The organism is Nocardia sp. NPDC003999, assembly GCF_053604885.1.
The window spans coordinates 56,454-80,368 of record NZ_JBSGIB010000009.1 but is presented as its reverse complement, the minus strand read 5'-3'; the positions used below and the strand labels follow the sequence as shown (position 1 = coordinate 80,368).

At 66.9% G+C, this 23,915-nt stretch carries 26 protein-coding genes and 1 tRNA gene; 11 read left to right on the top strand and 16 right to left on the bottom strand.

Annotation, left to right across the window (positions count from 1 at the left end; translation table 11 throughout):
• Positions 1-41 precede the first annotated feature (41 nt).
• The 6 genes from ACWESM_RS19360 to ACWESM_RS19335 all read right to left on the bottom strand — a co-directional run bounded on the left by ACWESM_RS19360 (position 42) and on the right by ACWESM_RS19335 (position 5,028).
• Positions 42-686 (bottom strand): DUF4097 family beta strand repeat-containing protein, encoded by a 645-nt coding sequence (locus ACWESM_RS19360; protein ID WP_355072644.1) that lies wholly within the window; start codon positions 684-686, stop codon positions 42-44.
• 54 nt (positions 687-740) lie between these two features.
• Positions 741-1,502, bottom strand: a complete 762-nt coding sequence (locus ACWESM_RS19355) for an ABC transporter permease (RefSeq protein WP_355072642.1) — start codon at positions 1,500-1,502, stop codon at positions 741-743.
• Entirely contained in the window at positions 1,499-2,443 is a 945-nt protein-coding gene (locus ACWESM_RS19350) for an ATP-binding cassette domain-containing protein (RefSeq protein ID WP_452492945.1), read from the bottom strand. The genes ACWESM_RS19355 and ACWESM_RS19350 overlap by 4 nt, the downstream gene beginning before the upstream one ends.
• Before the next feature lie 182 nt (positions 2,444-2,625).
• On the bottom strand, positions 2,626-4,179 hold the full coding sequence (locus tag ACWESM_RS19345) for an FAD-dependent monooxygenase (RefSeq protein WP_452492943.1): 1,554 nt from the start codon (positions 4,177-4,179) through the stop codon (positions 2,626-2,628).
• A gap of 70 nt (positions 4,180-4,249) precedes the next feature.
• Complete coding sequence (locus ACWESM_RS19340; protein WP_364427535.1) at positions 4,250-4,381, bottom strand: hypothetical protein; 132 nt, start codon at positions 4,379-4,381, stop codon at positions 4,250-4,252.
• A 71-nt stretch (positions 4,382-4,452) separates the two neighbouring features.
• Positions 4,453-5,028, bottom strand: coding sequence for a dihydrofolate reductase family protein (locus ACWESM_RS19335; protein ID WP_452492941.1), 576 nt, complete (start codon positions 5,026-5,028; stop codon positions 4,453-4,455).
• A gap of 72 nt (positions 5,029-5,100) precedes the next feature.
• Between ACWESM_RS19335 and ACWESM_RS19330 the strand changes: the two genes are divergently transcribed.
• On the top strand, positions 5,101-5,682 hold the full coding sequence (locus ACWESM_RS19330) for a TetR/AcrR family transcriptional regulator (protein ID WP_452492939.1): 582 nt from the start codon (positions 5,101-5,103) through the stop codon (positions 5,680-5,682).
• A gap of 54 nt (positions 5,683-5,736) precedes the next feature.
• Positions 5,737-6,540: an LLM class flavin-dependent oxidoreductase gene (locus ACWESM_RS19325; RefSeq protein WP_364427526.1), complete on the top strand. Its 804-nt coding sequence runs from the start codon at positions 5,737-5,739 to the stop codon at positions 6,538-6,540.
• Between the two features lie 150 nt (positions 6,541-6,690).
• Here the strand turns inward: ACWESM_RS19325 and ACWESM_RS19320 are convergent, their stop codons facing one another.
• Positions 6,691-7,596, bottom strand: a complete 906-nt coding sequence (locus ACWESM_RS19320; RefSeq protein ID WP_452492937.1) for a hypothetical protein — start codon at positions 7,594-7,596, stop codon at positions 6,691-6,693.
• A 397-nt stretch (positions 7,597-7,993) separates the two neighbouring features.
• Between ACWESM_RS19320 and ACWESM_RS19315 the strand changes: the two genes are divergently transcribed.
• The gene (locus ACWESM_RS19315; protein ID WP_355072629.1) at positions 7,994-8,230 is read left to right on the top strand and encodes a DUF6374 family protein; all 237 of its coding nucleotides are present in this window, start codon (positions 7,994-7,996) and stop codon (positions 8,228-8,230) included.
• Positions 8,231-8,331: 101 nt separating this feature from the next.
• Here ACWESM_RS19315 and ACWESM_RS19310 read toward each other — a convergent pair whose 3' ends face one another.
• Both ACWESM_RS19310 and ACWESM_RS19305 read right to left on the bottom strand, forming a co-directional pair.
• Positions 8,332-8,991, bottom strand: a complete 660-nt coding sequence (locus tag ACWESM_RS19310) for a chymotrypsin family serine protease (RefSeq protein ID WP_397280659.1) — start codon at positions 8,989-8,991, stop codon at positions 8,332-8,334.
• 234 nt (positions 8,992-9,225) lie between these two features.
• Positions 9,226-9,471: a hypothetical protein gene (locus ACWESM_RS19305; protein ID WP_355072627.1), complete on the bottom strand. Its 246-nt coding sequence runs from the start codon at positions 9,469-9,471 to the stop codon at positions 9,226-9,228.
• A gap of 706 nt (positions 9,472-10,177) precedes the next feature.
• Between ACWESM_RS19305 and ACWESM_RS19300 the strand changes: the two genes are divergently transcribed.
• The 4 genes from ACWESM_RS19300 to ACWESM_RS19285 all read left to right on the top strand — a co-directional run bounded on the left by ACWESM_RS19300 (position 10,178) and on the right by ACWESM_RS19285 (position 14,413).
• Entirely contained in the window at positions 10,178-11,089 is a 912-nt protein-coding gene (locus tag ACWESM_RS19300) for a hypothetical protein (RefSeq protein ID WP_452492936.1), read from the top strand.
• A gap of 268 nt (positions 11,090-11,357) precedes the next feature.
• Entirely contained in the window at positions 11,358-12,461 is a 1,104-nt protein-coding gene (locus ACWESM_RS19295; protein ID WP_452492934.1) for a toll/interleukin-1 receptor domain-containing protein, read from the top strand.
• A 137-nt stretch (positions 12,462-12,598) separates the two neighbouring features.
• On the top strand, positions 12,599-12,913 hold the full coding sequence (locus tag ACWESM_RS19290) for a hypothetical protein (protein ID WP_452492932.1): 315 nt from the start codon (positions 12,599-12,601) through the stop codon (positions 12,911-12,913).
• Between the two features lie 1,176 nt (positions 12,914-14,089).
• Positions 14,090-14,413, top strand: a complete 324-nt coding sequence (locus ACWESM_RS19285; protein ID WP_452492930.1) for a hypothetical protein — start codon at positions 14,090-14,092, stop codon at positions 14,411-14,413.
• Between the two features lie 208 nt (positions 14,414-14,621).
• Here ACWESM_RS19285 and ACWESM_RS19280 read toward each other — a convergent pair.
• Positions 14,622-14,695, bottom strand: a tRNA-Ile gene (locus ACWESM_RS19280).
• A 112-nt stretch (positions 14,696-14,807) separates the two neighbouring features.
• Between ACWESM_RS19280 and ACWESM_RS19275 the strand changes: the two genes are divergently transcribed.
• A complete protein-coding gene (locus ACWESM_RS19275) occupies positions 14,808-15,236 on the top strand; it encodes a nitroreductase/quinone reductase family protein (protein WP_355072574.1) in 429 nt (142 codons plus the stop codon).
• Between the two features lie 10 nt (positions 15,237-15,246).
• On the opposite strand, the gene ACWESM_RS19270 is transcribed toward ACWESM_RS19275, so the two are convergent.
• A complete protein-coding gene (locus ACWESM_RS19270) occupies positions 15,247-15,411 on the bottom strand; it encodes a hypothetical protein (RefSeq protein ID WP_355072572.1) in 165 nt (54 codons plus the stop codon).
• A 64-nt stretch (positions 15,412-15,475) separates the two neighbouring features.
• Positions 15,476-16,471 carry a zinc-binding dehydrogenase gene (locus ACWESM_RS19265; protein ID WP_452492928.1) on the bottom strand — a complete coding sequence of 332 codons (996 nt, stop codon included), beginning with the start codon at positions 16,469-16,471 and terminating at the stop codon, positions 15,476-15,478.
• 75 nt (positions 16,472-16,546) lie between these two features.
• Here ACWESM_RS19265 and ACWESM_RS19260 point away from each other — a divergent pair, with 75 nt between their 5' ends.
• Entirely contained in the window at positions 16,547-16,702 is a 156-nt protein-coding gene (locus tag ACWESM_RS19260; protein ID WP_452492926.1) for a hypothetical protein, read from the top strand.
• Between the two features lie 315 nt (positions 16,703-17,017).
• Complete coding sequence (locus ACWESM_RS19255; protein WP_452492924.1) at positions 17,018-17,530, top strand: hypothetical protein; 513 nt, start codon at positions 17,018-17,020, stop codon at positions 17,528-17,530.
• Between the two features lie 2 nt (positions 17,531-17,532).
• Here ACWESM_RS19255 and ACWESM_RS19250 read toward each other — a convergent pair whose 3' ends face one another.
• From ACWESM_RS19250 to ACWESM_RS19240, 3 genes are all read right to left on the bottom strand, one after another.
• Positions 17,533-19,311 (bottom strand): SDR family oxidoreductase, encoded by a 1,779-nt coding sequence (locus ACWESM_RS19250; RefSeq protein WP_452492922.1) that lies wholly within the window; start codon positions 19,309-19,311, stop codon positions 17,533-17,535.
• Positions 19,312-19,343: 32 nt separating this feature from the next.
• On the bottom strand, positions 19,344-20,381 hold the full coding sequence (locus tag ACWESM_RS19245) for a PDR/VanB family oxidoreductase (protein ID WP_452493073.1): 1,038 nt from the start codon (positions 20,379-20,381) through the stop codon (positions 19,344-19,346).
• A gap of 62 nt (positions 20,382-20,443) precedes the next feature.
• A complete protein-coding gene (locus ACWESM_RS19240; RefSeq protein ID WP_355072566.1) occupies positions 20,444-21,346 on the bottom strand; it encodes a metal-dependent hydrolase in 903 nt (300 codons plus the stop codon).
• A 196-nt stretch (positions 21,347-21,542) separates the two neighbouring features.
• Between ACWESM_RS19240 and ACWESM_RS19235 the strand changes: the two genes are divergently transcribed.
• Entirely contained in the window at positions 21,543-22,934 is a 1,392-nt protein-coding gene (locus tag ACWESM_RS19235) for a WS/DGAT/MGAT family O-acyltransferase (protein ID WP_364427494.1), read from the top strand.
• Positions 22,935-22,980: 46 nt separating this feature from the next.
• Here the strand turns inward: ACWESM_RS19235 and ACWESM_RS19230 are convergent, their stop codons facing one another.
• Positions 22,981-23,877 carry an alpha/beta fold hydrolase gene (locus ACWESM_RS19230; protein WP_452492920.1) on the bottom strand — a complete coding sequence of 299 codons (897 nt, stop codon included), beginning with the start codon at positions 23,875-23,877 and terminating at the stop codon, positions 22,981-22,983.
• Between the last annotated feature and the right edge of the window lie 38 nt (positions 23,878-23,915).

The window sequence follows — 23,915 nt, the reverse complement described above, 5'->3', positions numbered from 1 at the left end:
GTTGGACAATGTGCGCGGGACGGGGTGGCGGGAGCGCAGTATCAGGCGGCCGTGGCGTGCTGGATGACAATGTTGCCGTATGAGTTGCGCGCGTACACCCGCACGATGTCCTCCTCGCCCTGCGACCGGTCGACCGGTTGCATCCGGTTGCGCACGGTCCCGTGCTGGGCGTTGGTTTCCAGCTGCACCGCGCTGCTCGGGCTGATTCCGACCTGGAGCTCGCCCATGGACGTTTCCAGCCGGAGCACGCCGCGCGACGCCTCACCGATACGGATGTCGCCTTTGGCGGTTTTCGCGGTTACCGAATCACGCGGGCGCTCGACGGTGATGTCGCCCGCGGATATCTCCAGGTCGCATTCGCCGAGTTCGCCTGCGCCCAGCAATCGGCCCACCGCGGCGGTGCCCTTCAGCTGGGAGCCGGTGGGTACCTCGATGGTCAGCTCGATCGACGGGTTGCCGCCGAACGGGGTGTAGGTCCGCCAGTCTTTCGGCGTTCGCACGGTCAAAGTGCCTGCGGTGAATTCGATCTGGGTTTGCGCGGCGGCGCGCACGTCACCCTTTTTGGACGCGTCGGCCGGACGGACCTCCACGACGGTGTCGATACGGTCCGAGGCGATCACCGTGACCGCACCGGAGAGCACGTCGATCGTGACGGCGATCGGTTCCGGGGTCTCGAACGTCGGCATGGCTGTCTCCTGTGTGTGAATTGGTTGGTGTGTGAAATGGGCGGCTGGTCGCGACTACACGCGCTTGTTGAAAGTGGCGCGCGACCACAGGTATCCGACGACGGCGAACCCGGCGCACCAGGCGAGCGCGGCGGCCGTGTAGCCACCTGAGGGGTGTCCGGCGAGAAACCCGCGCAACGCTTCGATGATCGGCGTGAAAGGTTGGTATTGCGCGAACTGCCGGATACCCTGCCCCATCTGGTCGGCGGGCACGATCGCGCTGCTCACGAACGGCAGCATGATCAGCGGCACCACGGTCATGCCCGCGGACTCCGGAGTCTTCGCGGCCATTCCCAGTGCGACCGTGAGCCAGGCGGCCGCGAACGACGTCGCCGCCATGATGCCGATCGCGCCCAGCCAGTCGAGTGCGGTCGCGGGCGGCCGGAACCCCAGCGCGAAGGCCACACCTATGACGGCCGCGATGGCCACCACATTGGTCAGTACGGTGGCCGCGACGTGGCCGGTCAGTACGGCGCCACGAGAGACGCTCATGACCTTGAACCTGTTGATGACGCCTTTCGCCATATCGGAGCTCACCGAGACCGCGGTGCCCGACAACCCGTAGCTGATGGCCAGCAGGATCATGCCCGGTGTCGCGTAGTCGATGTACTGTTCGCCGACATCGAACGCGTTGCCGAACACGTACACGAAGATCAGCATCATCACGACCGGCATCATGGCCGCGTTGAAGATCGTGACCGGAGTCCGGGCGATGTGCTTGAAGTTGCGGCGCAGCATGATCGACGAATCGGCCAGCGGCGCGGAAATGGTGCTCATGGTGCGACAGCCTCCTTGGTGGCGTGACCGGTCAGGGCGAAGAAGACATCGTCGAGGTCAGGGGTGTGGACGGAGACCTCCTCGGCGTCGACCGAGTGTTCGGCGAGCCGATTCAGCAGGTCCCGCAGTGCTTTCGTCCCGCCGTCGCCGGGGACCCGCAGGGTCAGGGCCTCGTCGTCGCGGGTGGCCCCCGGCAGGATCCGCGCCGCCGCATCGAGCTGCGTGACGTCGGTGAATCGGAGCCGGATGTGGCTGCCGGGCACCCGGCGCTTGAGGTCGTCAGGTGTGCCTTCGCCGACTATGCGGCCCTGGTCGAGCACCGCGATCCGGTCGGCCAGCTGATCGGCTTCCTCGAGGTACTGAGTGGTCAGGAAGATCGTCACACCGTCGTTCGTCAATTCCCGGACGATCTCCCACATGGTGCGCCGGCTGCGCGGATCCAATCCCGTTGTCGGCTCGTCCAGGAAGACGATGTCCGGCTTGGTGACCAGCGTCATCGCCAGATCCAATTTCCGGCGCATACCCCCGGAATAGGTCGACGCCTGCCTTCGCGCCGACTCCGCCAAATCGAACCGTTCGAGCAATTCGGTGATCACCCGCTTGCTCTCGTGGGCCCGCAGATGGTGTAGATCCGCCATCAGCCGCAGGTTCTCCTCCCCCGTCAGCAGATCGTCCACCGCCGCGAACTGACCGGTGACCCCGATCGACGCGCGCACCGCCTCGGCATCGGTCGCGATGTCGTGCCCGGCGACCCGCGCCGTGCCGCCATCGGCTTTCGACAGCGTGGTCAGCACGTTCACCGTGGTCGTCTTACCCGCCCCGTTCGGGCCGAGCAGAGAGAAGATCGTGCCCGCACCGATATCCAAGTCGATACCATCGAGGATCGTCTTGTCCCCGTATGTCTTTCGCAGCCCGGAAGCCGCAATCGCTGAACTGTTCACAGGGATACTGTCGCGAGCCCCGCTGATACCGCCCTGACACCGGCCTGACACGTCCGCTGACACGGCATTCGGCCTGGTCAGCGCCGCATCCGACGAGCAGATGTCCGTGCACGTGCAGATCGTCTTCGCCGACGGAGGTTCGGAAGCGGCAACCCTCCATCGGTGGTGACGACCTGCCGTCGTCAATCGCTGGTCGGGATCGTCGTTTCCGCGGGTGTGCCGAACCATAACGACAGCGCTGCTCGCAGGCCGTGCTCGGCGGTGTCGGCGGGTTCGTCGATGGTCGCGGCCCAGGCGATGTGGCCGTCCGGGCGGATCAGGAGGGCATCGGCTTCGCGGTTCTCGGCTTTGGCGGAGCGGATGTCGATGCGGTGCCGCCAGTCTCGGGCGGTATCACGCAGGTCCGCGCGGTCGGCGAGGTCGAGCAGGACGGGCCGTGCGGCGCGCATGACTTCGGCGACGCTGGTCGTCCCGTCGTCGGTATGCAGGGTGAGGTCGGGCGCGAAGGTTCCGGTCGAGATGTGGTTGTTGGGATCGGGCAGTCGATAGCGGATATCGGCGCCGGCGATGAGGGCCGCCATGCGCCGCAGGGGCTGTTCGTCGGTGAGAAGTTCCTGGAAGACCGCCCGCAGTGCTTCGGAGGCCGGGTCGTGCCCGCGCCGCAGCGCGACCTGTGCCCGGGTGTGCAGCATGGTGCGCTCCCCGGCGAGATGGCGTTCCTCGTGATAAGTGTCCAGCAGGCCGGCCGGCGCCCACCCGTTGACCTCGGCAGCCAGCTTCCAGGCCAGGTTGACCGCATCCAGCATTCCGGCGTTGAGTGCCACGCCCGTGGCGGGAAACAGATGGGCCGCGTCACCGGCGAGCAGGACCCGGCCCGCGCGATAGCGTTCGGCGTGGCGGGCCTTGAAGGTGAATCGCGACAGCCGGAATGTCTCCGCCACAGGCAGATCCACTCCCAGCACGCGACGGATGCTGTCGCGCAACTCTGCCACGGTCATCGGCACGTCATCGTCGTATTCGACGGTCTCGTCCTCGATCGTGTAGACGGACAGCGCCTCCGAGGCGGGTGACACACCCATCCCGAACAGACCGCGATCCGTCCGCGTGAAACCCGCACGGATGGCGTCGAACCCGGGAACCTCGAGGTCGCCGTTGTCGAGCCGGGTCACCGAATCGGGCACGGTGATCTGGGCCAGCCGATTCACCTCCGGATATACGGTGCCGGGGAACGGAATGCCGGCCAGGTCACGAACCCGGCTGCGCGCACCGTCGCAGCCCACCAGATAGCGGGCGGTCACCCGGTACGGCCCGACCGGCCCGTTGACCTCCGCGGTGACCGCGTCGGCGTCCTGCCGCACATCGAGCACCTGGTGTCCGCGACGGATATCGACGCCGAGTTCGCCGACGTATTCGCCGAGTAATCGCTCCAGCTGCTGTTGCGGCAGCGGCAGAGCATGCATCGGGGACTCGTCCAGCTGGGTGAGGTCCACGTGCACACCGCCGAACGGAAACCGGGGAGCCGGAACCGGATCGGTGCAGGCCGCTTCGAACCGATCCAGCAAGCCCCGGTAGCGCAACAACTCCAGGATCTGCCCGCCGAGACCACCGGCCTTCGGGGTGTCCCGCGGCCGCGACTGCCGCTCCAGCACCAGCGGCCGCACTCCGGCCGAGCGCAGCTCGGCGGCCAGCATCAGGCCGGTCGGGCCCGCGCCCACGATGATCACGTCGGTATGCATTGCTACTCCCATCCCGGCCGATTCCGGCCGCGGCAAACGATTTCGGACAGCCCAGGTCGCCGATCGGGCGCTACCGCGCCCCGTACCTGCCGTGCCGGGGCCACCCGCCCTTGGAATTGGTGACCGTGCGCGGAGGCACGGGGCGAGTCACGAAGCGCTGCTGGTTGGTCTTGGTCGGGAAGGTGCTGCGTTGCTTTCGCATATCGGTACCGCCTTTTCGAATGGTCATGTGAAGCCACGGGATGCCGGAACTCCGGCGGGTTCGGCGCCGGATCAGGCGCGGTCGAACCAGGTGACCTGCGCGCCGGTGCTGAACTCTTGGCGCTGGGTGACCTCGAATCGCGTCGGCTCGAAATTGCCCGTGAATGCCCTGACGCCGTCGCCCGCGATCACGGGGTAGCTCTTGATGATCAGCTGGTCGACCTCGCCGAGGAGCTGTCCGGCCAGATTGCCGCCGCCGCAGAGCCAAATATCCAGGCCCGCTTCCTTCTTCAGTTGCCGGACCAGCTCGACCGGATCGGCGTCGACGACCTCCACCTGCGGGTTGTCCACCGGCGCGAGGGTGGTCGAGAAGACGTACTGCCTCAAGTGGTTGTACGGGCTGGTGCAGCCGATGGCGAGGCCGGGTTCGTAGGTGCCGCGACCCATGACCAGGGTGTCCAGGGTCTTGTTCGGCGTGTCGAGGGGCATGCCGACGGACTCGCGCAGAGGCGTCGGCACCGTCTCCGGATAGCGCTCGTTGATCCACGCCGTCATGTCCTCACACATCGGATAGAAGTCGAATTCCCCCTGCGGCCCCGCGATGTAGCCGTCGAGGGAGACCGCCACGTAGTAGACAAGCTTTCGCATCTTAACCGCCTCAACTGTAGTACTCTGTGCGAAGTGATTTGAACCGTAGTACTACAGATGGAGTGGTGTCAAGTGGTGCGCACGAATCCGGAACGCAGGCAGGCCCTGCTGGATGCGTCAATCGAGGTCCTGGCCCGCGAAGGGGCACGTGGCCTGACCTTCAGGGCGGTCGATCAGGAGGCGGGAGTGCCCGCCGGAACCGCCTCCAATTACTTCCCCACCCGGGACGCACTGCTCGTCCAGGTCGGACACCGCTATTACGAGCGGCTGATCCCCAGCGACGCCGCCATGGCGAAATCCCGCGGACCGCAGACCCGCGAGTCCATGACCGAACTCATGACCGAGGTGGTCGACCGGGTCTCCCATTTCCGCACCGGCTATCTCGCGATCCTCGAACTGCGACTGGAGGCCACCCGGCGGCCCGAACTGCAGGCGCTGCTCACCGAGCGGGTACGCGCGGATCTCGACTTCAATATCAGCAACTATCGGGAGTCGGAGCTGCCCGGCGACGAGGACGCCGTTGTGCTGCTCTACCTCGCCCTGAACTGGCTCATCCTCGAACGACTCACCCTGCCCGGCATTTTCGACGAGCAGCGGGCCGCCGAACTGGTGCGGACGATCGTGGACCGGGCAATACCCGCCCAGGTCAGGTAAACCGGAACGATCCATCAATTGTTCGAACCGACGCTCTCCGAGAGGAAGTCAGGCATGACGAGACCGTTTCGATTCGGGGTCGTCGCCCCGCTCAGGACCGACCTGCCGACGTGGCGAGATCGCGTGCGCCGCATCGCCGACAGCGGCTACTCGACGCTGCTGGTGCCCGACTTCCCGCAGACGCAACCGGCGCCCGGCCCCATGCTGGCCACCGCCGCGGCCCTGACCGACCTGCGCGTTGGCACCTGGGTGTACGCCTCGCCGCTACGCCCGCCTTGGCTGACGGCGTGGGAAGCGCACTCGCTGTCGCTACTCACCGACGGACGCTTCGAGATGGGCATCGGCACCGGCAGACCGGGAATCGAGGACGAACTCCGCGACAAGGGACTGTCCGTCGCGCCACCGAACGAGCGGCTTGCGCAGGTACGTGAGACCGTCGAAACGCTGCGCGAACTCGACGGCCCCGACCTGCACACGCCCGTGGCGATGGCCGTACTGGGTCCACAGGCCCGGTCGTTGGCGGCGGAGGTCGCGGACACGGTCACGTTCGCGCTGGGGGCTCAGCCGCGGGGTGAGGTCGAGCGGCTGGCACGCGACTTCCGCACCATCGGGAACGTCGAGCTCGCGCTCGCCGTGCCGGTCATCGGCGACACTGTCGCGCCGCACATGGCGCCACCCGACACCGACCCTGCCGCGCTTCGCGCGGCGGACGCACTGGCCGTACTTCCGGATGATCCGGCGGCCGCCGCCGAGGAAATCCGGCGGCGACGGGAGGAGATCGGCTTCTCCTACTTCGTCTTCGGCGCCGACTTCGCCGACCGGTTCGCTCCGATCGTCGCCGAGCTCGCCGGACGGTAGCCGAGCAAAAGGTCATGCCCACCCGCCGACTACGCGGCACCATGGCATGGCGTCGATGTCGGTGGACCGCGGGTTCACCATGTCGTTGCGGCCCGGTACGGACCCGTCGACCGGGCCTGATCGGCGAATCCTGAGGTGGCTGGCGCGGCGCTAACTCGGAGGGGACGGCGATGCGTGCCCGAGCCGCAGTTGGCAGCCGATCACCGAAGTCGGAACTGTGATGCGGATGTCGTACTCTATCCACTTCAAAGGACCCACGGCGGTGGCGTAGATGCTCGACGCTCGCGCCATTTCCCCCCGTTCCCGATGAGCTTTGATTATCGCGGCGATACTGGTGATCAGCGCGCCGACCAAATCGGACTCGGTGGATGGCTCGTGAACCTCCCTGCACAGCCGCGCCAGGACGAACGCTACCTTCTCCAGATCCGGCGCGGGCGGTCGGAAGATGTGCGGGCGCGCGCGGCTTCCGGCCGCGAGTGCGGACCTTCCGACTTCGTGCGCGGCAACGGCGAACGGGCCGCGCGCGTCCGGCTCGACCCGCCACGACCACATCGCCAGCACACCGGATACCTGGCTTGCCGCCCACCGCCATACCGCGCGCTCATTGCTCGGAACACGCGCCAATATCCCGTTGAAGCTCCGGACATCAGCCAGCGCGTATGCCCACAACTCGGTGTCATCCCACAGCACCGTTTCCCTGGCCGACCGCGTGACCGAACGCGGAAGTTTCCACTCGGTCTGCGCGTCCGCCACCGCATGCGCGTCAGGTTCCCACCCATCCCGCAAGTCGGGCAAGCTCAGGCCTGCACCGACCTCGAGGTCGGTGATCGCCGGACCGAGGCGTGCACTGTGGGCGTCCCGCCATTGGGCGATGTAGCCCGCGACATAGCCGTCGACGACACTGACTCGGGGCCGCAGGACGGTCCCGGTCGCCCGCATCCGGCGTATCCATTCGACCTCCGAGCGGCTGACCGCGGCCGCAGCGCGGAGCATGCGCCGCAGCATCCGATAGTCCGAGCCGTCGTCGTCTTCCAGCCGCTCGATTCCCGACAGCATCTGCTGCTCGAAACTCGCACCAGGCCCACGCAGCCCAGGCGTCACCGACCGATACAGGCAAAGGTCACAACCGCTCAATGCGACATCCGATCAGTCGACGAACCGACGACCACCCTCGGCCGATGGGAGTGAATCTCGGCCTCGTCAACCGCCGCGTCAGCTGGCGACGCACTCACCGTCCTTGGATGGCCCCACTGAGCACACCGAGTTCCTGCCATACAACCGACCCCTTCGACATCCGGGTGTTCGCACGAGTAGACGATCACCGAAAAGGAAGGTCAGACGTTAGATAGATGAAGCACAAACGGCTTGGATAAATGTTCTGGCGCCGATTACATCAAGAACACCAGCCAGACCGATGGGAACATATGTTCGACTCGAGGTAAGGTGCCGGAGTATGCCGGACCACGAGCCCATCCCCTTCGCTGGAACGCAGATCGACCAGGTGCGCAGGCAGCTGCTGGATGCGGCCGCGTTCGGCAAGCATCTGCGACCCGAGCAGCTGGAGAACATGGCGGGCAGGCTGGCCGAGGGTTTGCGCGCTTACACCGAGGCCATCACGGCCGCGACCACACCCGCGGCTCCGCCCACCGACGGGCGCGCCTGCCTCGACTACCGCGGCCGTCTCCGATGACGGTCGGTGTCCGCGAATTCCGTATTCATCCCGAGCGCGGGACCGGGCGGATCCGGCGGCGGGCGGGGATGTCGGCGGTCCCCGCTCGGTCGGTAGGCCGACTAGATCGGACGGAAGCCGGCTCCGGGACCACCGCGCGCGTCGACGTCGTCGATGATGGCGGTCATCTTCGTCCCGAGCTGAGGTCCGAGGCAGGGCACCGTCACGTATGCGTTCACCATGCTGACGAGTGTCGTTCCGACCACGACCGGCCCGCCGGAGTCACCAGGGACGACACATATCTGCGTCCAGGTCCACCCGGACTCCAGCACGTCTCCGTAGGTCAGTCCGCAGGTGTGGCCGGTGCTATAGCCTTCCTTGCACGCGATATCCGGGAACTGCGCCGGACCGCCCACCTGGGCGATCGTCGTGTTGCCGACGCGGCTCACCGGTACGACTTTGTCCGGTTCGAACACGATGACGGCGTAGTCCATGTCGTTGTTGGCCTGGACGATGGTGCCGACAACGCCGGCGTCGCGATCGGCCGCCGCGGCGACGGTGGTACCCGCACCACCGCAATGAGCCGCGGTGAATCCGACCAACCGGCCCGCGCCGTCGTGCCCGATCGTGGTGAGCGTACAGAGGCCCTGATCGTTGACGGCGATGCCGGAGCCGCCGCCCAGCACGACCGGAGCGGCGGCGCGCACCATGCCCGCGTGCGCCCCGATCAGCGTTGCGCATGCCGCGAACGCAGCAGCTGTTCCCGCAAGTTTCTCGAACATGCCGGATCCAATCGGTCGAAGGGGAAGATCGTCCCCCCCATGCCGCGCGAACAGTACTGCTGTTTACTTGAAGAACTCGTAGACCAGGCATCCAGACGTCGTCACCAATCTTGCGGGATCGAGCCTGGTCGAGTGCGCCTCCTAGGTGACGAAACGCCGACGGTCACGCCACGATCTGGCGAGGGTGCGTGACGCGCGGCGTTCGTCGTTTCCTCAGCGATGCCGTCCAGCAGATCATGCGATGCAGATCGGGAAGACGAAGAGCAGCGGCGGGATGAAGCAGACCGGCCAGAAGAACGGAGCAAAGAACAAAACGGCGTCATCGGTCTGAACTTGCCCATGCTGGGAGACATCTACGGCTGCCGGAGGGGCAGGCACAGGCGCTACGTCCGGGGACCCGGTAGCAACACCCGAACCGAAAGCGATCATTGGCACACAGGCTGCCGCAGCCGCGGCTGCGATAATCTTGTTTTTGGTCATTGCGCTTCCTTCAACTGACGGTTGGGATGCCTTCGCCCGTTGAAGGCTCCCTCTTATGACCCCTCTAACTCTTCTCTCAGGAAGCTCGCAAGATCATCGTCCTACGGGTCGGAAAGACTCACCCCTCGGGGTGAAACCCGAGGCGAGCACGGGTTCGCGCACCGCGCCCGCGTCAATGGCCGAAATCTCGTCGGCGAGTCGACTTCGCCGGCCCGATGCCCGCGAAAGACAGGTTCGAATTGCGCGGTCGGCAGCACCGAACCGGCCACGCCTGGAAACCTCAGCGTCGAAACAGAGGCGTTTCCCTTGTCCCGCCGGATCACCTGCGGTTCCCGGTCTTCCGCGGTCGGTAGCAGGCGACCGCGCCCAGGGCAGGCCGGATGCCGTTGAGGCGGCGAGAATCTCGCTGAACCGGGTTTACGGCACAACGATTTTCGGCGCGGACGGCCGCCCGGTCGCTACTATCCAACCTACTGTTACCTGATCAACGAGGGGATGTTCGGTGCAGTCAGGCACAAACGGCTCGATCGGCGAGCGCCGCACAATCGCGATCGTCGGCGGGATACGCCCTTGCGGGGTGGAGGACCGTCCGTCGTGGACCGAGGACAACGGCGCCCGAGCCGCGCGGGAGGTCGGCGCCGAACTGGCAAGGGCAGGCTACGACCTCTTCGTCTATTCCAGCGCGCCGCGATTCGTCGAACGCGATGTGGTAGCCGGATACCTTTCCGTCGAGCCGTGCAGAGCCGGTTCCATCCATGTCCGGCCACCGTACGGATCTTCCGAAACCAGTTTCCCGCATCCACCACATAAGTCCGGCGCCTTCGAAATTCGTCATGAAGCGGAAGACGACTGGGAAGTCTCTTATTACCGTTCGCTGCGTGAAGCCGACGGTGTCGTACTCATCGGTGGCGGCCGCACCACATTGATCACCGCGATGGTGGCGATGGCGTTCGATATTCCCCTCGCGCCCGTCGCCGCTTTCGGTGGTGCCGCGCGTAAGGCATGGGTATCGATGGGACGCACCGGCAATCTCGTCACGCCGGAAGAGCTTTCGATCCTGGGCGGCGAGTGGAACGCCGGCGCCGCTGAGAATGTCGTCGCGATCCTGCGCACTCAGCAGGAACGCAAACAATCAGCGGAGACGATGCGGTCGCGCGCCGAGCGGCATGCCAAGTACAAGTCCGGAATCGGGCTGCTCTTCGGCGCGCTCTTGCTGATCGGCGGATTCGCGATGATCCCGCTGGTTTACGCGGTGGACGGCAACGCATCGCTCACCCTGGTCGGACTGATCGCGGGCTCCCTGCTCGCGGCGACGTCAGGGGCGATAATCCGCACTGCCGTCGACCGCAGGGAGGACTGGGCGCGAAGTTCGGTATTGGGGATGTCGGCGGGTGCGATCGCGGTCCTTTTGTTCATCTCGGCACAATTGGCGACCTCGCCCGATCTGTTGACGGGCCCCGGCGCGCGACGGCTCCTGTTCTTCGTACTGTCCGTCGGTTTCATCGCGGGCTACACCTTCGACGCGGTGTACGCCAAAATCCGCCAACAGCAGGTCGTCGACACATCCGGCCTGCGTTCGGTCCTTCCCGAGCCGCAGGCGGATCAGAATGGCAACTGAGAAAGACTCTTCCAGCAGGCCGAACGTCTTTCTCAGTCACCGGTACCGATCACCCGATGTCAACCTGTTCTTCTGGCGAATCATCCGGAAGGTGCAACCGGTCGCCTTCCGCGTGGACGAAGGGCTGACCTTCACCAGCCCGACACGGCTGGAACGGATGATGCGAGACGCGGACGGGTTCGTGGGCATATACCCGCTACCAGGAGACGCGCAGACGGCGTGGGATCTGCGCACGCTCCAGCACGAAGCGCGGTACTTCCTGCTCGAGTTGAGCATCGCCGCACGCCTGCGGTATCCCAGCATCGTTTTCTGCGACCACCGGTATGGCGCCCTGTTCCGGTGCCCTCCAGAGATACGAGTCGTTGAGTACGACCCGCAGGAGATCACCGACGAACGCTATTCGCCGCTGATCGCGCGCGTCACCAAAGCATTCGAGACTTTCGCCAACGGTTTGCGGGCGCATATCTCCGCACGCGCCGGAACACGCTCGTACCGCCGAAGAGAAGTAGGCCTGCTGCTGAACCGGAGCACCAGGGCGGAGATCGGCGATGTGTTGGAAAGCAGCCTCGAGGAAGCGGTGTGGCAGCCGGTGAACCTGGCCTGGCCGCCTCGACTCGATTTGACGTTCGTCAGCCGGCTGCGCGAACTGGACTGGCTGGTAGTCGCACTCGACGACCCGGCGGCATATATCGCGGCGAGCTTTGCCGCAGGGCACGGCGTGCCTACGCTGCCCCTGTTGCACACGCCTGCCGATAGAGTGCCCGACCAACTCTCCGGAGCGTTGTTCGAGGATGTCCAGCCGCGCCACAGTAGGCGGGTGTTGTCCTGGCAGGATCGCGACGACCTCGGAAGCTCTTTCGAGGAAACCCTCACAGTGATCGGACATCAGCCCCGGCTTTTCCACGACGCCGATCAGGCCAGCCGATATTTCACCACGGCCGCGCTTCGCAAAGAAGTCGTATTTCTCAGCTACGCCAACGAGGACAGAGAAACGGCGGACCTGTTCAGCCGGGCCCTGCATGCCAGGTTCCAGGAAGTCTTCGACTATCGGAAGACCGGATCCATACGCACCGGACAGAACTGGCTGGACGAACTCATGGACAGCTTGGCGAAGACAGCGGTCGGCGTCCTGCTGCTCTCGCCCAGCTACGTCGCCAGCCCGTATTGCGTGACCGAGGCCCAACGCCTGTACCAGGCCAGCATCGAAGGCCGCGCGACACTGCTACCCGTCCGACTTCAGCATGTGGAGCTACCCGAGTTCCTCAAAGGGGTCCAGTACCGCAGGCTGCCCGGCAACACCGAGTCCGATGTCGAAGCGGCGGTGCGGGAACTGATCGAATTACTCGGCGATGCGGAGCTCGGCGAGCAATAGCAACTGCCCCACCCCCGTCTGCGACACACTAGCTTCGTCGAATCGGTGTCCACCCGCGTCCTGACACCTACCGAGCCACCAGAAATAGGGGCTCTCCCGCCTGGTTACGATCAGCCCAACGTTCTGAGAGGAAAATCATGACCAAGCCCTTCGCCGCTGTACTCGCTACGGCCGCCGCCACTCTGCTCTTCCTGCCCGCCGCACCCGCGCAAGCCCAGTCCCCCTTATGCGCCAGGGCCATCGAGCTGATCAACCTCGCGATCGACACGAGCGGCGGCACCATGGACACGGCGACGGCGACCGAGCTGTCCGACCGACTGGGCGGCCTGGCCCTTTTCGCCCAGGGCGCGGAGAAGGACGTCATCACCGCCTACGCCGACGCACTGGTAGATGCCAACGTCACCGACCTCGACCCCTACACCGACGATCTCAACCGCGTCTGCGCCGCCTGACCGCAAGTCACCTGAACCCCTCAGCATCGAATCTGAGGGGTTTTGCGCTGTCTCTACCTGGTCACATGCCCATGCGTTCCAGCGCCCAATCCGTCGCGGCTTCTACGTCGTCAGCCGGGACGGACCACGTAACGTGAATCGGCGGAGTCACCCACCGATGCCGACGCCAGCCACGATCGGGGCGGATCGCCCAACCTCCGAACTCGCGGCGCATGGGATACGCCGTCCCGGATTCGGCTCTCCCGCGCAGCGTGAGCCTCATAACGCGTCCTTCTCTCATTCGTCGTAGTCGGACGGCCACACGATCATTGCGACGACCGCCGGGAGGGGTAGGCCGATCACGAACGAGAGTCCGATCCGAGCCGCGCTCACCGGAGCACCTCGCCGAAAGCGGGCCAGGGCCGAATGAGGCCTGTGGCGAGGCACATTCGACGTCGACGATAGCCATTGCCCGATCCATCGTCACCGCGTCCACGTGCGCGGACGATGGTAGTAACACCACGTCTACCCCCGGATGACTCGACCTGTTCGACCAGGCCGAGCACCGTATCCATATTCGCCCAGTGCAGCTCGTATCCGAGCCGCCGCGCCAAGCGGCGGACCTGAGCAGAGTCCCATTCCGCCGTCGGTGACGACGGGTCGATCCAACCGAGCGCGTCCATTCCCCTTTGCCCTTCGTCCCTCGGCGTTGGTGAGTTACCGCCGCCGAGCAACACCGTCGACCCAGTGGCGGGGTTGAATCGAAGTTAAGTGAGCTGCGTTCTCGGGCCGACGATTTCGCCGTCATCAGGCCTCCACACCCGGGCTAGGCTGGAGTTGTGGAACCTGGGGTGCTGTTGCGCGCCGCCAGGGAGGCGGCGGGAATCTCGCTGCGCGGGATGTACACCGTGGTCGAAAACCTTCGCCCGTGAAGCGCGCACGGCACGAGCCGATGCGGCTGCGCTCGCGTCCGAGGTAACGCAATATCGAGGTTGGCTGGAGCACGCGGTCGGAGCCGACACCGCCGCCCGGCGCAGCCTGGCCACGGCGGTAGGTCTGGCGGCAGACTCCCGTGACCCGGACCGCCTTGTGCACAGCCTGGGATTCTCCGGTTGAGTCACCTGGATCGCGACCGGGGATTACGGCGAGGTCGTCGCCCTATCGGACGCCGCACTCGGCGTGTGAGATGCACATCCCGTGCTCGTCGCCTACGCACATATGCGGCGGGCCGAATTACTGGCCGCGCGCGCAGAAACACGCGAGGCACAACGCGCCATGGCCGCCGCCGACGTCGCGACGGAAACGGCGGACGGCGTCGAACCACCCGAGGCGATGTACTGGTGGACTCCCCGGTTCGGCGCCGTGCAGCGCGGCGGGGTTCTTGCAATGCTCGGACGCCATTCCGAAGCGGTGCGTGAGGCGACACAGGGACTGGCGACCATGCCCCATGAGCACCGGCGGACGGAGTGGCTGGCGTCGGCGCTGCGCCGAGTCGATCCGGATCTGACCGGCGACGCCTGACCTGACAGGGCAGGCCGGCAGGCATAATCTCGCACCGTCGACAAGCCGCCCGGCAGGGACAGCGGGCGGCCCATCTGCAGAGCGATTCGCATCCATGAGCCCTTCGGCCGCAAGGTGCTCGATGAGACGAAATCCATTGCTGTCGCAGCGCCGTTCTGGATCAACTCGGCTGTCGAGTTCGACGTTTCCGCAGATCAGAGGGGGTTTGTGGGGCGGGCGGGGCTCGAACCCGCGACCAATGGATTATGAGTCCACGGCTCTAACCGACTGAGCTACCGCCCCGTGCCGCGGGGAACCGCGAGCGTTGGGGATGCTACCGGGTCGGGTGGGTTCCGGACCAGTCGGCTGGAGTGACCTAGGGTGGGTGGGTCGGAAACTTACTGGAGGGTCAGGTATGGCCGGTCTGTTCACGAAGGTGCTGAAGGCGCATCAGTGGGTGTACGAGAACAGCGGTGGGCTGGTGGGGCATCGGCTGCTGCTGGGGAATCCCACGCTGCTGCTGCGGACGGTGGGACGCAAGTCCGGCAAGAAACGGACCTCGGCGCTGACGTACGCGCGCGACGGTGCGGACTATCTGGTGACGGCGTCCAACGGCGGATCGCCGCGGCCGCCAGGATGGCTGGCGAACGTGAAGGCCCGACCTGAATGCGAAATCCAGGTCGGACGGCGGAAACTGACGGTGCGGGCCCGGGCGACGCTGCCGGATGATCCCGAGTACGCGCGGCGGTGGGCGCTCGTCGACGAGGTGAACAAGGGTCGCTACAGCGCCTATCAGAAGCTGACGAAGCGGCCTATCGCGGTCGTGGTGCTGACCCCGGTGTAGCGGAGCGGGGTCAGCCCTCGCGGTAGTCCTCGTCCCAGTCGTCCTCGTAGTCCTCGGCGTCGTCATGGTCGTCCCATGGCTCGGCTTCCTTCGGCGGCCTGCTGGCGAACTGGACGACAGCTACCACGAAGCCGAGGACCACGATGACGATTGCGACGACGAGCACAGTTTCCACCCCGGCACCCTAGCGCCGTCGCCGGGGCAGCGCACTACGTCGATTGTCCAGTTCGCCGGTTTGTTCACACTGTTAACAAAGTGCGCCCGAGCGCCGCCCTCGACTCGATGGCGGCATGCGCCCGGTCGGCCTGGTCGAGCGGGAAGGTCTGACCGATGACGACCTCGAGGCGGCCCGCGACGACCTCCTCCTGAGCGCGCCGGGCGATCGCCTGCCAATCGATGTCCGCGCCGGTGATGTCGAACAGCCCGTAGACGCTGATGCCGCGCGCCGCGGCGGTTTCCCGGTTCAGTACGGCGAATTGGCCTGCGGCGGCTCCGTATCCGAAAAAACGCCCGCCATCAGCGGCAACCGTGAGCGCCGCCTCGCCGAGCGCGCCGCCCGCGCCGTCGAACACCACGTGCGCGCCCGCTCCCCCGGTCGCGGCGCGCGCCTTCGCCGCCCAGTCGGGCGCGGAGTAGTCGACCACCGCGGTCGCGCCGAGCCGCTCGGCGAGTTCCAGCTTGGCGGCGCCACGTGCGGCGGCGAGGACGTGCGCGCCCGCCGCGCGGGCGAGCTGGATCAGCAGCACACCCAGCCCACCGGCGGCGGCGGTGATCAGGACCCATTCCCCCGGCTGGACGGCGGCATGGTCGAACACCGCGAGCGCGGTTCGACCGTCGTGGGCCAGCGCGACGGCCTGCGTCGCGGTCAGCCCCTCCGGCAAGGCAGTCAGCGTATCCGCCTTGGCCAGCGCTTTCTCGGCATATCCGCCGATCGGCAGGCCGCCGCCGATGCCGCTGGCCGCGGTGGGCGTCGACACCCGCTTGCCGATCCAGGACGAATCGACGCCGGAACCGACCGACGCCACCACCCCGGCGACCGCGCCGCCGGGCACATAGGGCAACTCGATCGCGAAGAAGTCGGTTCCCCAACCGCTCCGCAGCCTGGTGTCCAGGAACATCACATCCGCGGCGGCCACGTCGACGACCACCTCCCCTGGTCCCGCCACCGGATCCGGCAGCTCCCGAACCACGAGCACTTCCGGTCCACCGAACTCACCGGCTTGCACAGCCCGCATGTCACACACCCTTCGTCGTTCCTTGCCGTCTTCGGACGAAGATCAGCATGGAACCTGAAGTCGTGTTGAGGTCAAATGATGCGTCAGGAACCGCCGCCGCAGCTGGAGCTGCTGCCACCACCACAGCTGGAACTGCTTCCCCCGCCGCAACTGGAACTACTGCCGCCGCCGCAACTGGAACTGCTCCCGCCGCCGCAACCGCTTCCCCCGCCGCAACTGCTGCCGTGGTGATGATGGCCGTGGTGGTGCTGATGCCCGCCGCCACAGCCGCTCGGCTGGTCGGACCCGCCGATCAGACCGGCTCCGCCGGCCGCCCAGAACGGATCTGTGGAACCCCCCTCGTAATATCCGCCGCTTCGGGGCCCACCGCGCCACGCACCGTACGGCGGCGGCTGATAGCGGTTGCGCTGCGAACGGATGATGGCGACTACGGCGATGATCGGAGCCGCCACGAGGAGCAGCACCATCAACAGGATGATCAGAAAGATGAGTGCGCTCATGTCAGAACGGTAGCGGCACATCGGCGCGCACGTACAGTGAACTGTGGTGAACTTCAAGTTCCGTCGAAACCCGGTGCGCGAGGTCGACCTGGCGACCGTACGCGCCGCCGTCGACGCGCTGGAACTGCCCGAGGCAGTCTACAAGACCTGCCCTTGGCAGCCACGGGAATTGGTGGACAAGGGATTGCGCCAGTGGCTGCTGTGCTGCGGCGCGGCCATGCGTGACAACCAGGTGATCGGCATGCCGTCACACGCGGTCGACGAGGCATGGCACGGATTCATCCTGTGCACCACGCGCTACGCCGATTTCTGCGCGAGGGCCTACGGCCGCTTCCTGCACCACTTCCCGGAAGGCGCCGGGCCGGCGAACCCCGCGCACGGATCCATGGACGAACAGCTCGGCCGCACCGTGGTCGCGTGGTCGTTCGTGGCGGCTCCCGGCGAGGAATGCGTGCTGTGGGATCTGGACCGGCGGGTCGGTGTCGAGCACCCGTGGGGCATCGACGCCGATCGGGTCGTGGCCGTCGAGGCGGAGCTGGCCCGCACTCTCGCCTCCTGATCTCAGGTCAGCTTCACCCGCGCCGCCAGGAATCGGACGACGCCGGGCGCGAACCGGCCGAAGTGGTACTGCAAGTGGGCTTCCGGCGTCACCGGCACGATGCCGCGATCCCGCTGCACCGCGCGCACGATCCGCTCGGCCACCTTCTCCGGCCCGTAGCGCCGCATCCGGTACAGGTTGTCGTAACGCTCCTGCTTGCGCTTCTCCTCCTCCGCGCTGACGCCGGAGAACCGAGTGCGCCGCACGATGTCGGTGTGCACGATGCCGGGGCAGATGGTGTGCACCGAGATGCCGCGACCGGCGACTTCCGCTCGCAAGCAGTCGGAGAACATGAACACCGCCGACTTGCTGGTGGCGTAGGCGCTGAATCCCTGCTGCGGACTGTAGGCCGCCATGCTCGACAGGTTCACGATGTGTCCACCGAGACCGCGCTCGGCCATGGCCGGACCGAACGCGCGGCAGCCGTTCACCACCCCGCCTAGGTTGATCCGCAGCACCCGGTCGAATTCCTCCGCCGACGTCTCGAAGAATCCACCGGCCTGACCGATCCCCGCGTTGTTGATCAGGATGTCCGGGACGCCGTGGGTCGCCAGCACCGCCTCGGCGTGCGCGCGCATCGCGCCTTCATCGGCGACGTCGAGCGGATAGGCGTGCGCCGCACCGTGTTCGGCGGCGATCAGCTCGGCGGTCTCCTTCGCCGCCGCCGGATCGATGTCGGAGACGACGATCTCCGCGCCGCGACGGGCCAAGGCGAGCGCGGTCGCGCGCCCGATGCCGCTGCCACCGCCGGTGATGACCACAAGTCGATCATCGAACGGCCGCGCGGACCGCCCCACCTCGGCGCGGCGCAGAGTCCGGGGCGCCGCCGAGCCGCCGAGGGTGTCGATCAGTTCGGTGGTCGCGGTGGCCAGCAACTCCGGATGAGAGAACGGCATCCAGTGCCCGGCGGGGACGTCCCGCCGCCACAGCCGCTCGGTCCACTTGTGTTCGTCGTCGAATCCGGCGGGTCGCACGGCGACGTCGCGTCCGGCGACGATCAGCTGCACCGGCACCTCGGTGCGCCGCTCGCGTGGGGCGAGCATGCGCTGCACGATGTTCGCGCGGTAGATCAGCAGGCCGTCGACGATGTCGGCGCGAAAGGTGGGGCCGAGACGCACGTTCGACGGCTCGGTCTCGTTCATCAGCGCGACGACCCGCCGCCAGAGGCGTTCGGTCCCTACCAGTCCGAAGGTGGCGCGCGGCAGCCCGGGGGTCATGAAGAAGAAGGTGTAAGCCGAGGACAGCAGTTGGGTGAACGGCTGCCACACGTTGCGCGGTGTCGGACGCGTCAGCCGGTCGCGGATCCATTTGCCGACGTGGTCCAGGTTCGGTCCCGAGACCGAGGTGAACGACGCGATCCGGGCCGCCGCGCCGGGCTCGCACACCGCTTCCCATACCTGCACCGAACCCCAGTCGTGGGCGAGCACATGTACGGGCCGATCGGGGCTGACCGCGTCGGCGACCGCGTAGAAGTCCGCGGCCAGGCGGTCGAGCCGGAAGTCGGCGGTGCGCCGGGTGCGGGTGGAGCGTCCGTGCCCGCGGGTGTCGTAGGCGACGACGTGGAACCGTCGAGCCAGGCGCGGCACAACGGCGTCCCACAGGTGATGGGTGTCCGGCCAACCGTGCACCAGCACAATGGTTTCCGCGGCCGGGTCGCCGTATTCGTAGACGGCGAGGTCGAATTCGCCGCTGCGCACGCTGCGTCCCACCGCGGGGAGTTCGGCGATTTCGGTGGTGGTCATCGAGTTTCTCCTCAGCCGAATGGCGGGTCGGATCACAGATCGAGCACGAGGCGGCCACCGTCGGCGCGCGAGACGCAGACGAGCATCGCGCCCGCCTCGTGCTCGGCTTCGGTGAGCACGCTGTCGCGATGGTCGGGTTCGCCGGCCAGTACCCGGACCTTGCAGGTGCGGCAGAATCCTTGTCTGCACGAGTACGGGCGGTCGGGCCGGGAAGCGAGGATGGCGTCGAGCGCGGTGCGGTCCGCGGCGACCTCGACGACGTCCCCCGTGGAAGCGAATTCGATCTCGAACGGCTTACCGTTCACGATCGGCGGTGGCGAGAACCGCTCGAAATGCAGTTCCACCTGGGGGAATCCCCGCACCGCATCGGCAACGACGGTGATCATCGGCACCGGACCGCAGCAATAGACGGCGGTGTCGGGTCCGACGCCGGGCAGCAGGGCGCCCGCATCGGGGAGACCGTGTTCGTCGTCGGTGCGGACCACGACGCGGTCGCCGAATCCCGCCAACTCGTCGAGGAAGGGCAAGGTATCCCGGCTGCGCCCCGTATACACCATCGACCACTCGATACCCAGCCGGTGCGCCAACCTGACCATGGGCAGGATCGGCGTGACACCGATGCCGCCCGCCACGAAATGCAAACGCGCAGATGGGGATCCGTGACCGGGCACGGCGAACGGGAAGGCGTTGCGCGGACCGCGCACCACGATCGCCGAACCCACCGGAAGACAGTCGTGCACCTCGACAGATCCACCGCCGCCTTCGGGGATCCGGCGCACCGCCACCCGGTAGGCGCGGACGTCCGCGGGGTCGCCGCACAGCGAGTACTGCCGCAAACGGCCGGAAGGCAACTCGAGGTCGAGATGCGCGCCGGGACGCCAGGGCGGCAACGCGCGCCCGTCGGGGGCGGCGAGCCGCAGGCTCACCACGTCTTGGTCGTGCGCCTCGATCCGCCGCTCGGTGACCACCAGCGCGAGCCGCCGATCGTCCGTCTTCGGCCGCGGATCGCGCCGATTGATCAGAGCGGTCCAGCGCAGTCGAGCCGAGGCCACCGCGTCGAGCACCCGCACGGTGCGGTCGCGCTCGCGTCTGCCGAACAGGTCTGCGGGCAATTGATCGGGAACCGGCGACCTCACGAGGCGATCGCCCGCGCCGCCGGGGACTTTGCCAGATAGGCCACCGCCTGAGCGGTGGAGCCGACCGTCTCCGGGTTGTAGCCGGGCCTGAACGTGCTCAACGCACTCCACAGCAGCGAGGGGACGCCGGGCAACGCGCCGCGCCACATCGCACCGAAGGCCCGCATCAGCAGCCCCGGATAGCCGTAATCGGGCAGGTCGCGGTCCTGGTGGACGAGGAACTTGGTGCCGCGCACCACCAACGTCAGGAAGATGGGGAACACCAGCAGCATGAGGGCCGCGCGCCGCACGTATCCGGCCCCGAAGTACACGGCCACGTCGTGCGCGACGTGCCGGTGCTCGACCTCCTCCGCCCCGTGCCAGCGGAACAGGTCGGCCATGCGCGGGTCGGCGCCGAACCGCTCCAGATCCGCGTTGAGCACCCAGTCGCCGAGGTAGGCGAAGAAGTGCTCCAGGCACGCGATGAAGGCCAGCCGCTCCACCATCACCTGCCGTTCGGCGACGCCTTCGACATCTCTCGGCCCGAGCGTGCGGCGGAACAGATACTCGGCGTGCCGCAGATAGGGCTCGGGATCGATGCCGTGCGCGGCGAGCACCTCGTGCAACACCTTGTCGTGCGTCTCGGCGTGCATCGATTCCTGACCGATGAACCCGAGCATCGCCTCCCGCAGCCGCTCGTCCCGCACGTACGGCAGCGCCTCGGCGTAGGCGGCGCAGAACATGCGCTCCCCTTCGGGCAGCAGGAGATTCAGCGAGTTGATCAGATGCGAGGCGATGGGCTCGGCGGGCATCCAGCGCAGCGGCGTGTCCGACCAGTCGAAGCGCACGTTGCGGGCGTGCAGCGCCACGGCGCCCGGGTCGGTGTCGGGCCGCCGCCCGGCCCTGCGAAGTAGCTTCATCGATACTCCTCGATCCTCACGCGCCCGCGTCGCCGCGCGATTCCTACATATCCGTAGCAAGGATCATACACATACGTGGAACTTTCGGTAACACACAAAAGCGTCACGCACCGCTGTACGGTGACACCACCCGCGACAGTCGTCACACCTGCCGCTTCCGGCCCAAAATTAGAACGTGTTCTAGTAGTCTTTTGCTATGGAACGATTGACCGGATTGGATGCCAGCTTTCTCTACTTGGAAACCGGGACCCAGCATCTGCACGTCTGCGCGCTGCTGATCCTCGACCCGTCGTCGGGCGGCTACTCGTTCGACGGCTTCAAAGCCGAACTGGCTCGGCGACTTCCCCTGATTCCGCAGATGCGCCGCCGCGTGTACGAGGTGCCGTTGAACCTCGACCATCCCGTGTGGGTGGAGGACGAGAATTTCGACCTCGACTACCACGTCCGCCGCATCGCGATCGCGGCGCCGGCCGGACGCCGCGAACTGGCCGAACTCGTCGGGGACATCGCCAGCCGCCCCATGGATCGCGACCGCCCGTTGTGGGAGATGTCCGTGGTGGAGGGTCTCGACGACGGGAAGGTCGCGGTGGTCTGCAAATACCACCACGCCGCCGTGGACGGCATCACCGGCGCCGACCTGATGATGCACCTGTGCGATCTGGAGCCGGGTGCCGCCAAGGAGGTACCCGACCAGGAGTGGCGCCCCGAGCCGAAACCGAATGACTGGCAATTGCTGGCCGAGGCGGTGGTGAAGTTCCCGACCCGAGCGGGCATCGTCGGGATGCTGCCGAAAACGGTCGGCGTAGTCGCCGGTTTCGCGCAGCGCCGTCGCCAGAACAAGACGGGCATGGCCATCCCGTTCTCCGCTCCCCGCACGCCGTTCAATCTCGCCATCACCCCGCACCGCGCCGTCGCGTTCACCGAGGCCGAACTCGACGCCGTCAAGGAGATCCGCTCCGCGTTCGGCGTCAAGGTGAACGACGTGGTGCTGACCGTCGTCGCCGGTGCGCTGCGCGCCTATCTGGCCGGGCGCGACGAGCTGCCGGACCGCTCGCTCATCGCGTCCGTACCCGTGTCCGTGCACGAGTCGACCCGGCACAAGGCCGGGATCAACAAGGTGTCCACGCTGTTCGCGCGGCTGGGCACCGACCTCGCCGACCCGGTGGAACGCCTGCGCGAGGTGGCCGAGGCCAACCGGGGGGCCAAGGAAGAGCACGAGGTGATGGGTGCCGACTTCCTGCAGGACTGGTCGAAATACGCCCCGCCGAACACATTCCGGCTCGCCGCACGGATGTACTCCTCGCTCAAGCTGGCGGAGAAGCACCCGGTGGTGCACAACTTGGTGGTGTCCAACGTGCCCGGTCCGCCGATGCCGCTGTACTTCCTCGGCATCCGGGTGGACGGGATGTACCCGTTCGGACCGGTGTTCCACGGCGCGGGCCTGACGGTGACCGTGCTGTCGAACAACGACAAGCTGAATTTCGGATTCATCGCCTGCAAGGAATTGGTGCCCGACATCGCCGCGCTGGCCGACGCCGTTCCCGGCGTGGTCGCCGAATTGCTCGCCGCGGCACGCACGTCGGGCTGAGCGCCGGGTCCCGGTCCGCCACCGCTGCCGGACGGGACCTGCCGAGTCACATCTTCGCGGCGACGGCCGCACAGGCTTCGAGCAGCACCGGTACGAAACGATCGGCTTCCAGCACACAGGACGCGTGCCCGGCCGCGACCAGATGCTTGCTCGCCCCTGGAATCATCGTCGCCAACTCCATCTGCCGATAGACGGGAATCGCGCGATCTCGGGTCGTGATCACCACCGCCGTCGGCATCGTCAGCTCCGGCAACCACGCGGTCGCGTCGAAGCGCCCCACCGCGGCGAGCACCTGGGTGAGCGCCCACCCGCTGGTGCTGCGGAACTCGCCGAGCGCCCAGCGATCCAAGCGTCCCGGCGCCCACGTGATCTCGGGAAGCTCGGGCAGACGGCCCGCGAGCTTCTCGGCACGGCGGTAGGAGTATTGCTCCACAGCGGCGGCGACAGCGCCGAACGTCCGGTGAAAAGCGTGCTCGCGCCATTTCTCGCGGAACCGATAGGGCGTCGCGCACAGCACCAGGCCGCTCACTCGGTCCGGATGGCGATGTCCCGCCAGCAGGCTGACGATTCCGCCCAGCGAAAACCCGGCGCAGATGGCTCGGTCGATCTCCAACGCGTCGAGCACGGCCGCCACGTCGTCGGCGCAATCCTCCAGGGTGAACCGCTCGGAGCGGATGCCGCGCCCGTGCCACCGTTGGTCGAACAGGATGACCCGGTACCGCCGGGCCAGCTCCGCCAGCGACGGGAACCAGGTGAGGTACGCGGTGCAGGCGGTGGCGTGCAGCAGCACCAGCGCGGGCGCGTGCTCGGGCCCCGGGATGTCGGCCACGTAGGTCCGGCCTCGACCCGCCAGCTCGACCAGGCGGCCACCGGGCACCTCGGCGATATCCGGCACCCGCAAACGTCCGCCGAACCGCGTCACGCTTCGGCCGGGGTTCGTCATAGCGCACCTCCCGAGTGGTCACACCTCCGCAATTCTAG

Bases quoted from the DNA above. Each gene is read 5' to 3' on its own strand.
- ACWESM_RS19360 (WP_355072644.1), bottom strand. From the start codon at position 686: ATGCCGACGTTCGAGACCCCGGAACCGATCGCCGTCACGATCGACGTG.
- ACWESM_RS19355 (WP_355072642.1), bottom strand. From the start codon at position 1,502: ATGAGCACCATTTCCGCGCCGCTGGCCGATTCGTCGATCATGCTGCGC.
- ACWESM_RS19345 (WP_452492943.1), bottom strand. From the start codon at position 4,179: ATGCATACCGACGTGATCATCGTGGGCGCGGGCCCGACCGGCCTGATG.
- ACWESM_RS19340 (WP_364427535.1), bottom strand. From the start codon at position 4,381: ATGCGAAAGCAACGCAGCACCTTCCCGACCAAGACCAACCAGCAGCGC.
- ACWESM_RS19335 (WP_452492941.1), bottom strand. From the start codon at position 5,028: ATGCGAAAGCTTGTCTACTACGTGGCGGTCTCCCTCGACGGCTACATC.
- ACWESM_RS19325 (WP_364427526.1), top strand. From the start codon at position 5,737: ATGACGAGACCGTTTCGATTCGGGGTCGTCGCCCCGCTCAGGACCGAC.
- ACWESM_RS19320 (WP_452492937.1), bottom strand. From the start codon at position 7,596: ATGCTGTCGGGAATCGAGCGGCTGGAAGACGACGACGGCTCGGACTAT.
- ACWESM_RS19315 (WP_355072629.1), top strand. From the start codon at position 7,994: ATGCCGGACCACGAGCCCATCCCCTTCGCTGGAACGCAGATCGACCAG.
- ACWESM_RS19310 (WP_397280659.1), bottom strand. From the start codon at position 8,991: ATGTTCGAGAAACTTGCGGGAACAGCTGCTGCGTTCGCGGCATGCGCA.
- ACWESM_RS19305 (WP_355072627.1), bottom strand. From the start codon at position 9,471: ATGACCAAAAACAAGATTATCGCAGCCGCGGCTGCGGCAGCCTGTGTG.
- ACWESM_RS19290 (WP_452492932.1), top strand. From the start codon at position 12,599: ATGACCAAGCCCTTCGCCGCTGTACTCGCTACGGCCGCCGCCACTCTG.
- ACWESM_RS19275 (WP_355072574.1), top strand. From the start codon at position 14,808: ATGGCCGGTCTGTTCACGAAGGTGCTGAAGGCGCATCAGTGGGTGTAC.
- ACWESM_RS19265 (WP_452492928.1), bottom strand. From the start codon at position 16,471: ATGCGGGCTGTGCAAGCCGGTGAGTTCGGTGGACCGGAAGTGCTCGTG.
- ACWESM_RS19260 (WP_452492926.1), top strand. From the start codon at position 16,547: ATGATGCGTCAGGAACCGCCGCCGCAGCTGGAGCTGCTGCCACCACCA.
- ACWESM_RS19250 (WP_452492922.1), bottom strand. From the start codon at position 19,311: ATGACCACCACCGAAATCGCCGAACTCCCCGCGGTGGGACGCAGCGTG.
- ACWESM_RS19240 (WP_355072566.1), bottom strand. From the start codon at position 21,346: ATGAAGCTACTTCGCAGGGCCGGGCGGCGGCCCGACACCGACCCGGGC.
- ACWESM_RS19235 (WP_364427494.1), top strand. From the start codon at position 21,543: ATGGAACGATTGACCGGATTGGATGCCAGCTTTCTCTACTTGGAAACC.
- ACWESM_RS19230 (WP_452492920.1), bottom strand. From the start codon at position 23,877: ATGACGAACCCCGGCCGAAGCGTGACGCGGTTCGGCGGACGTTTGCGG.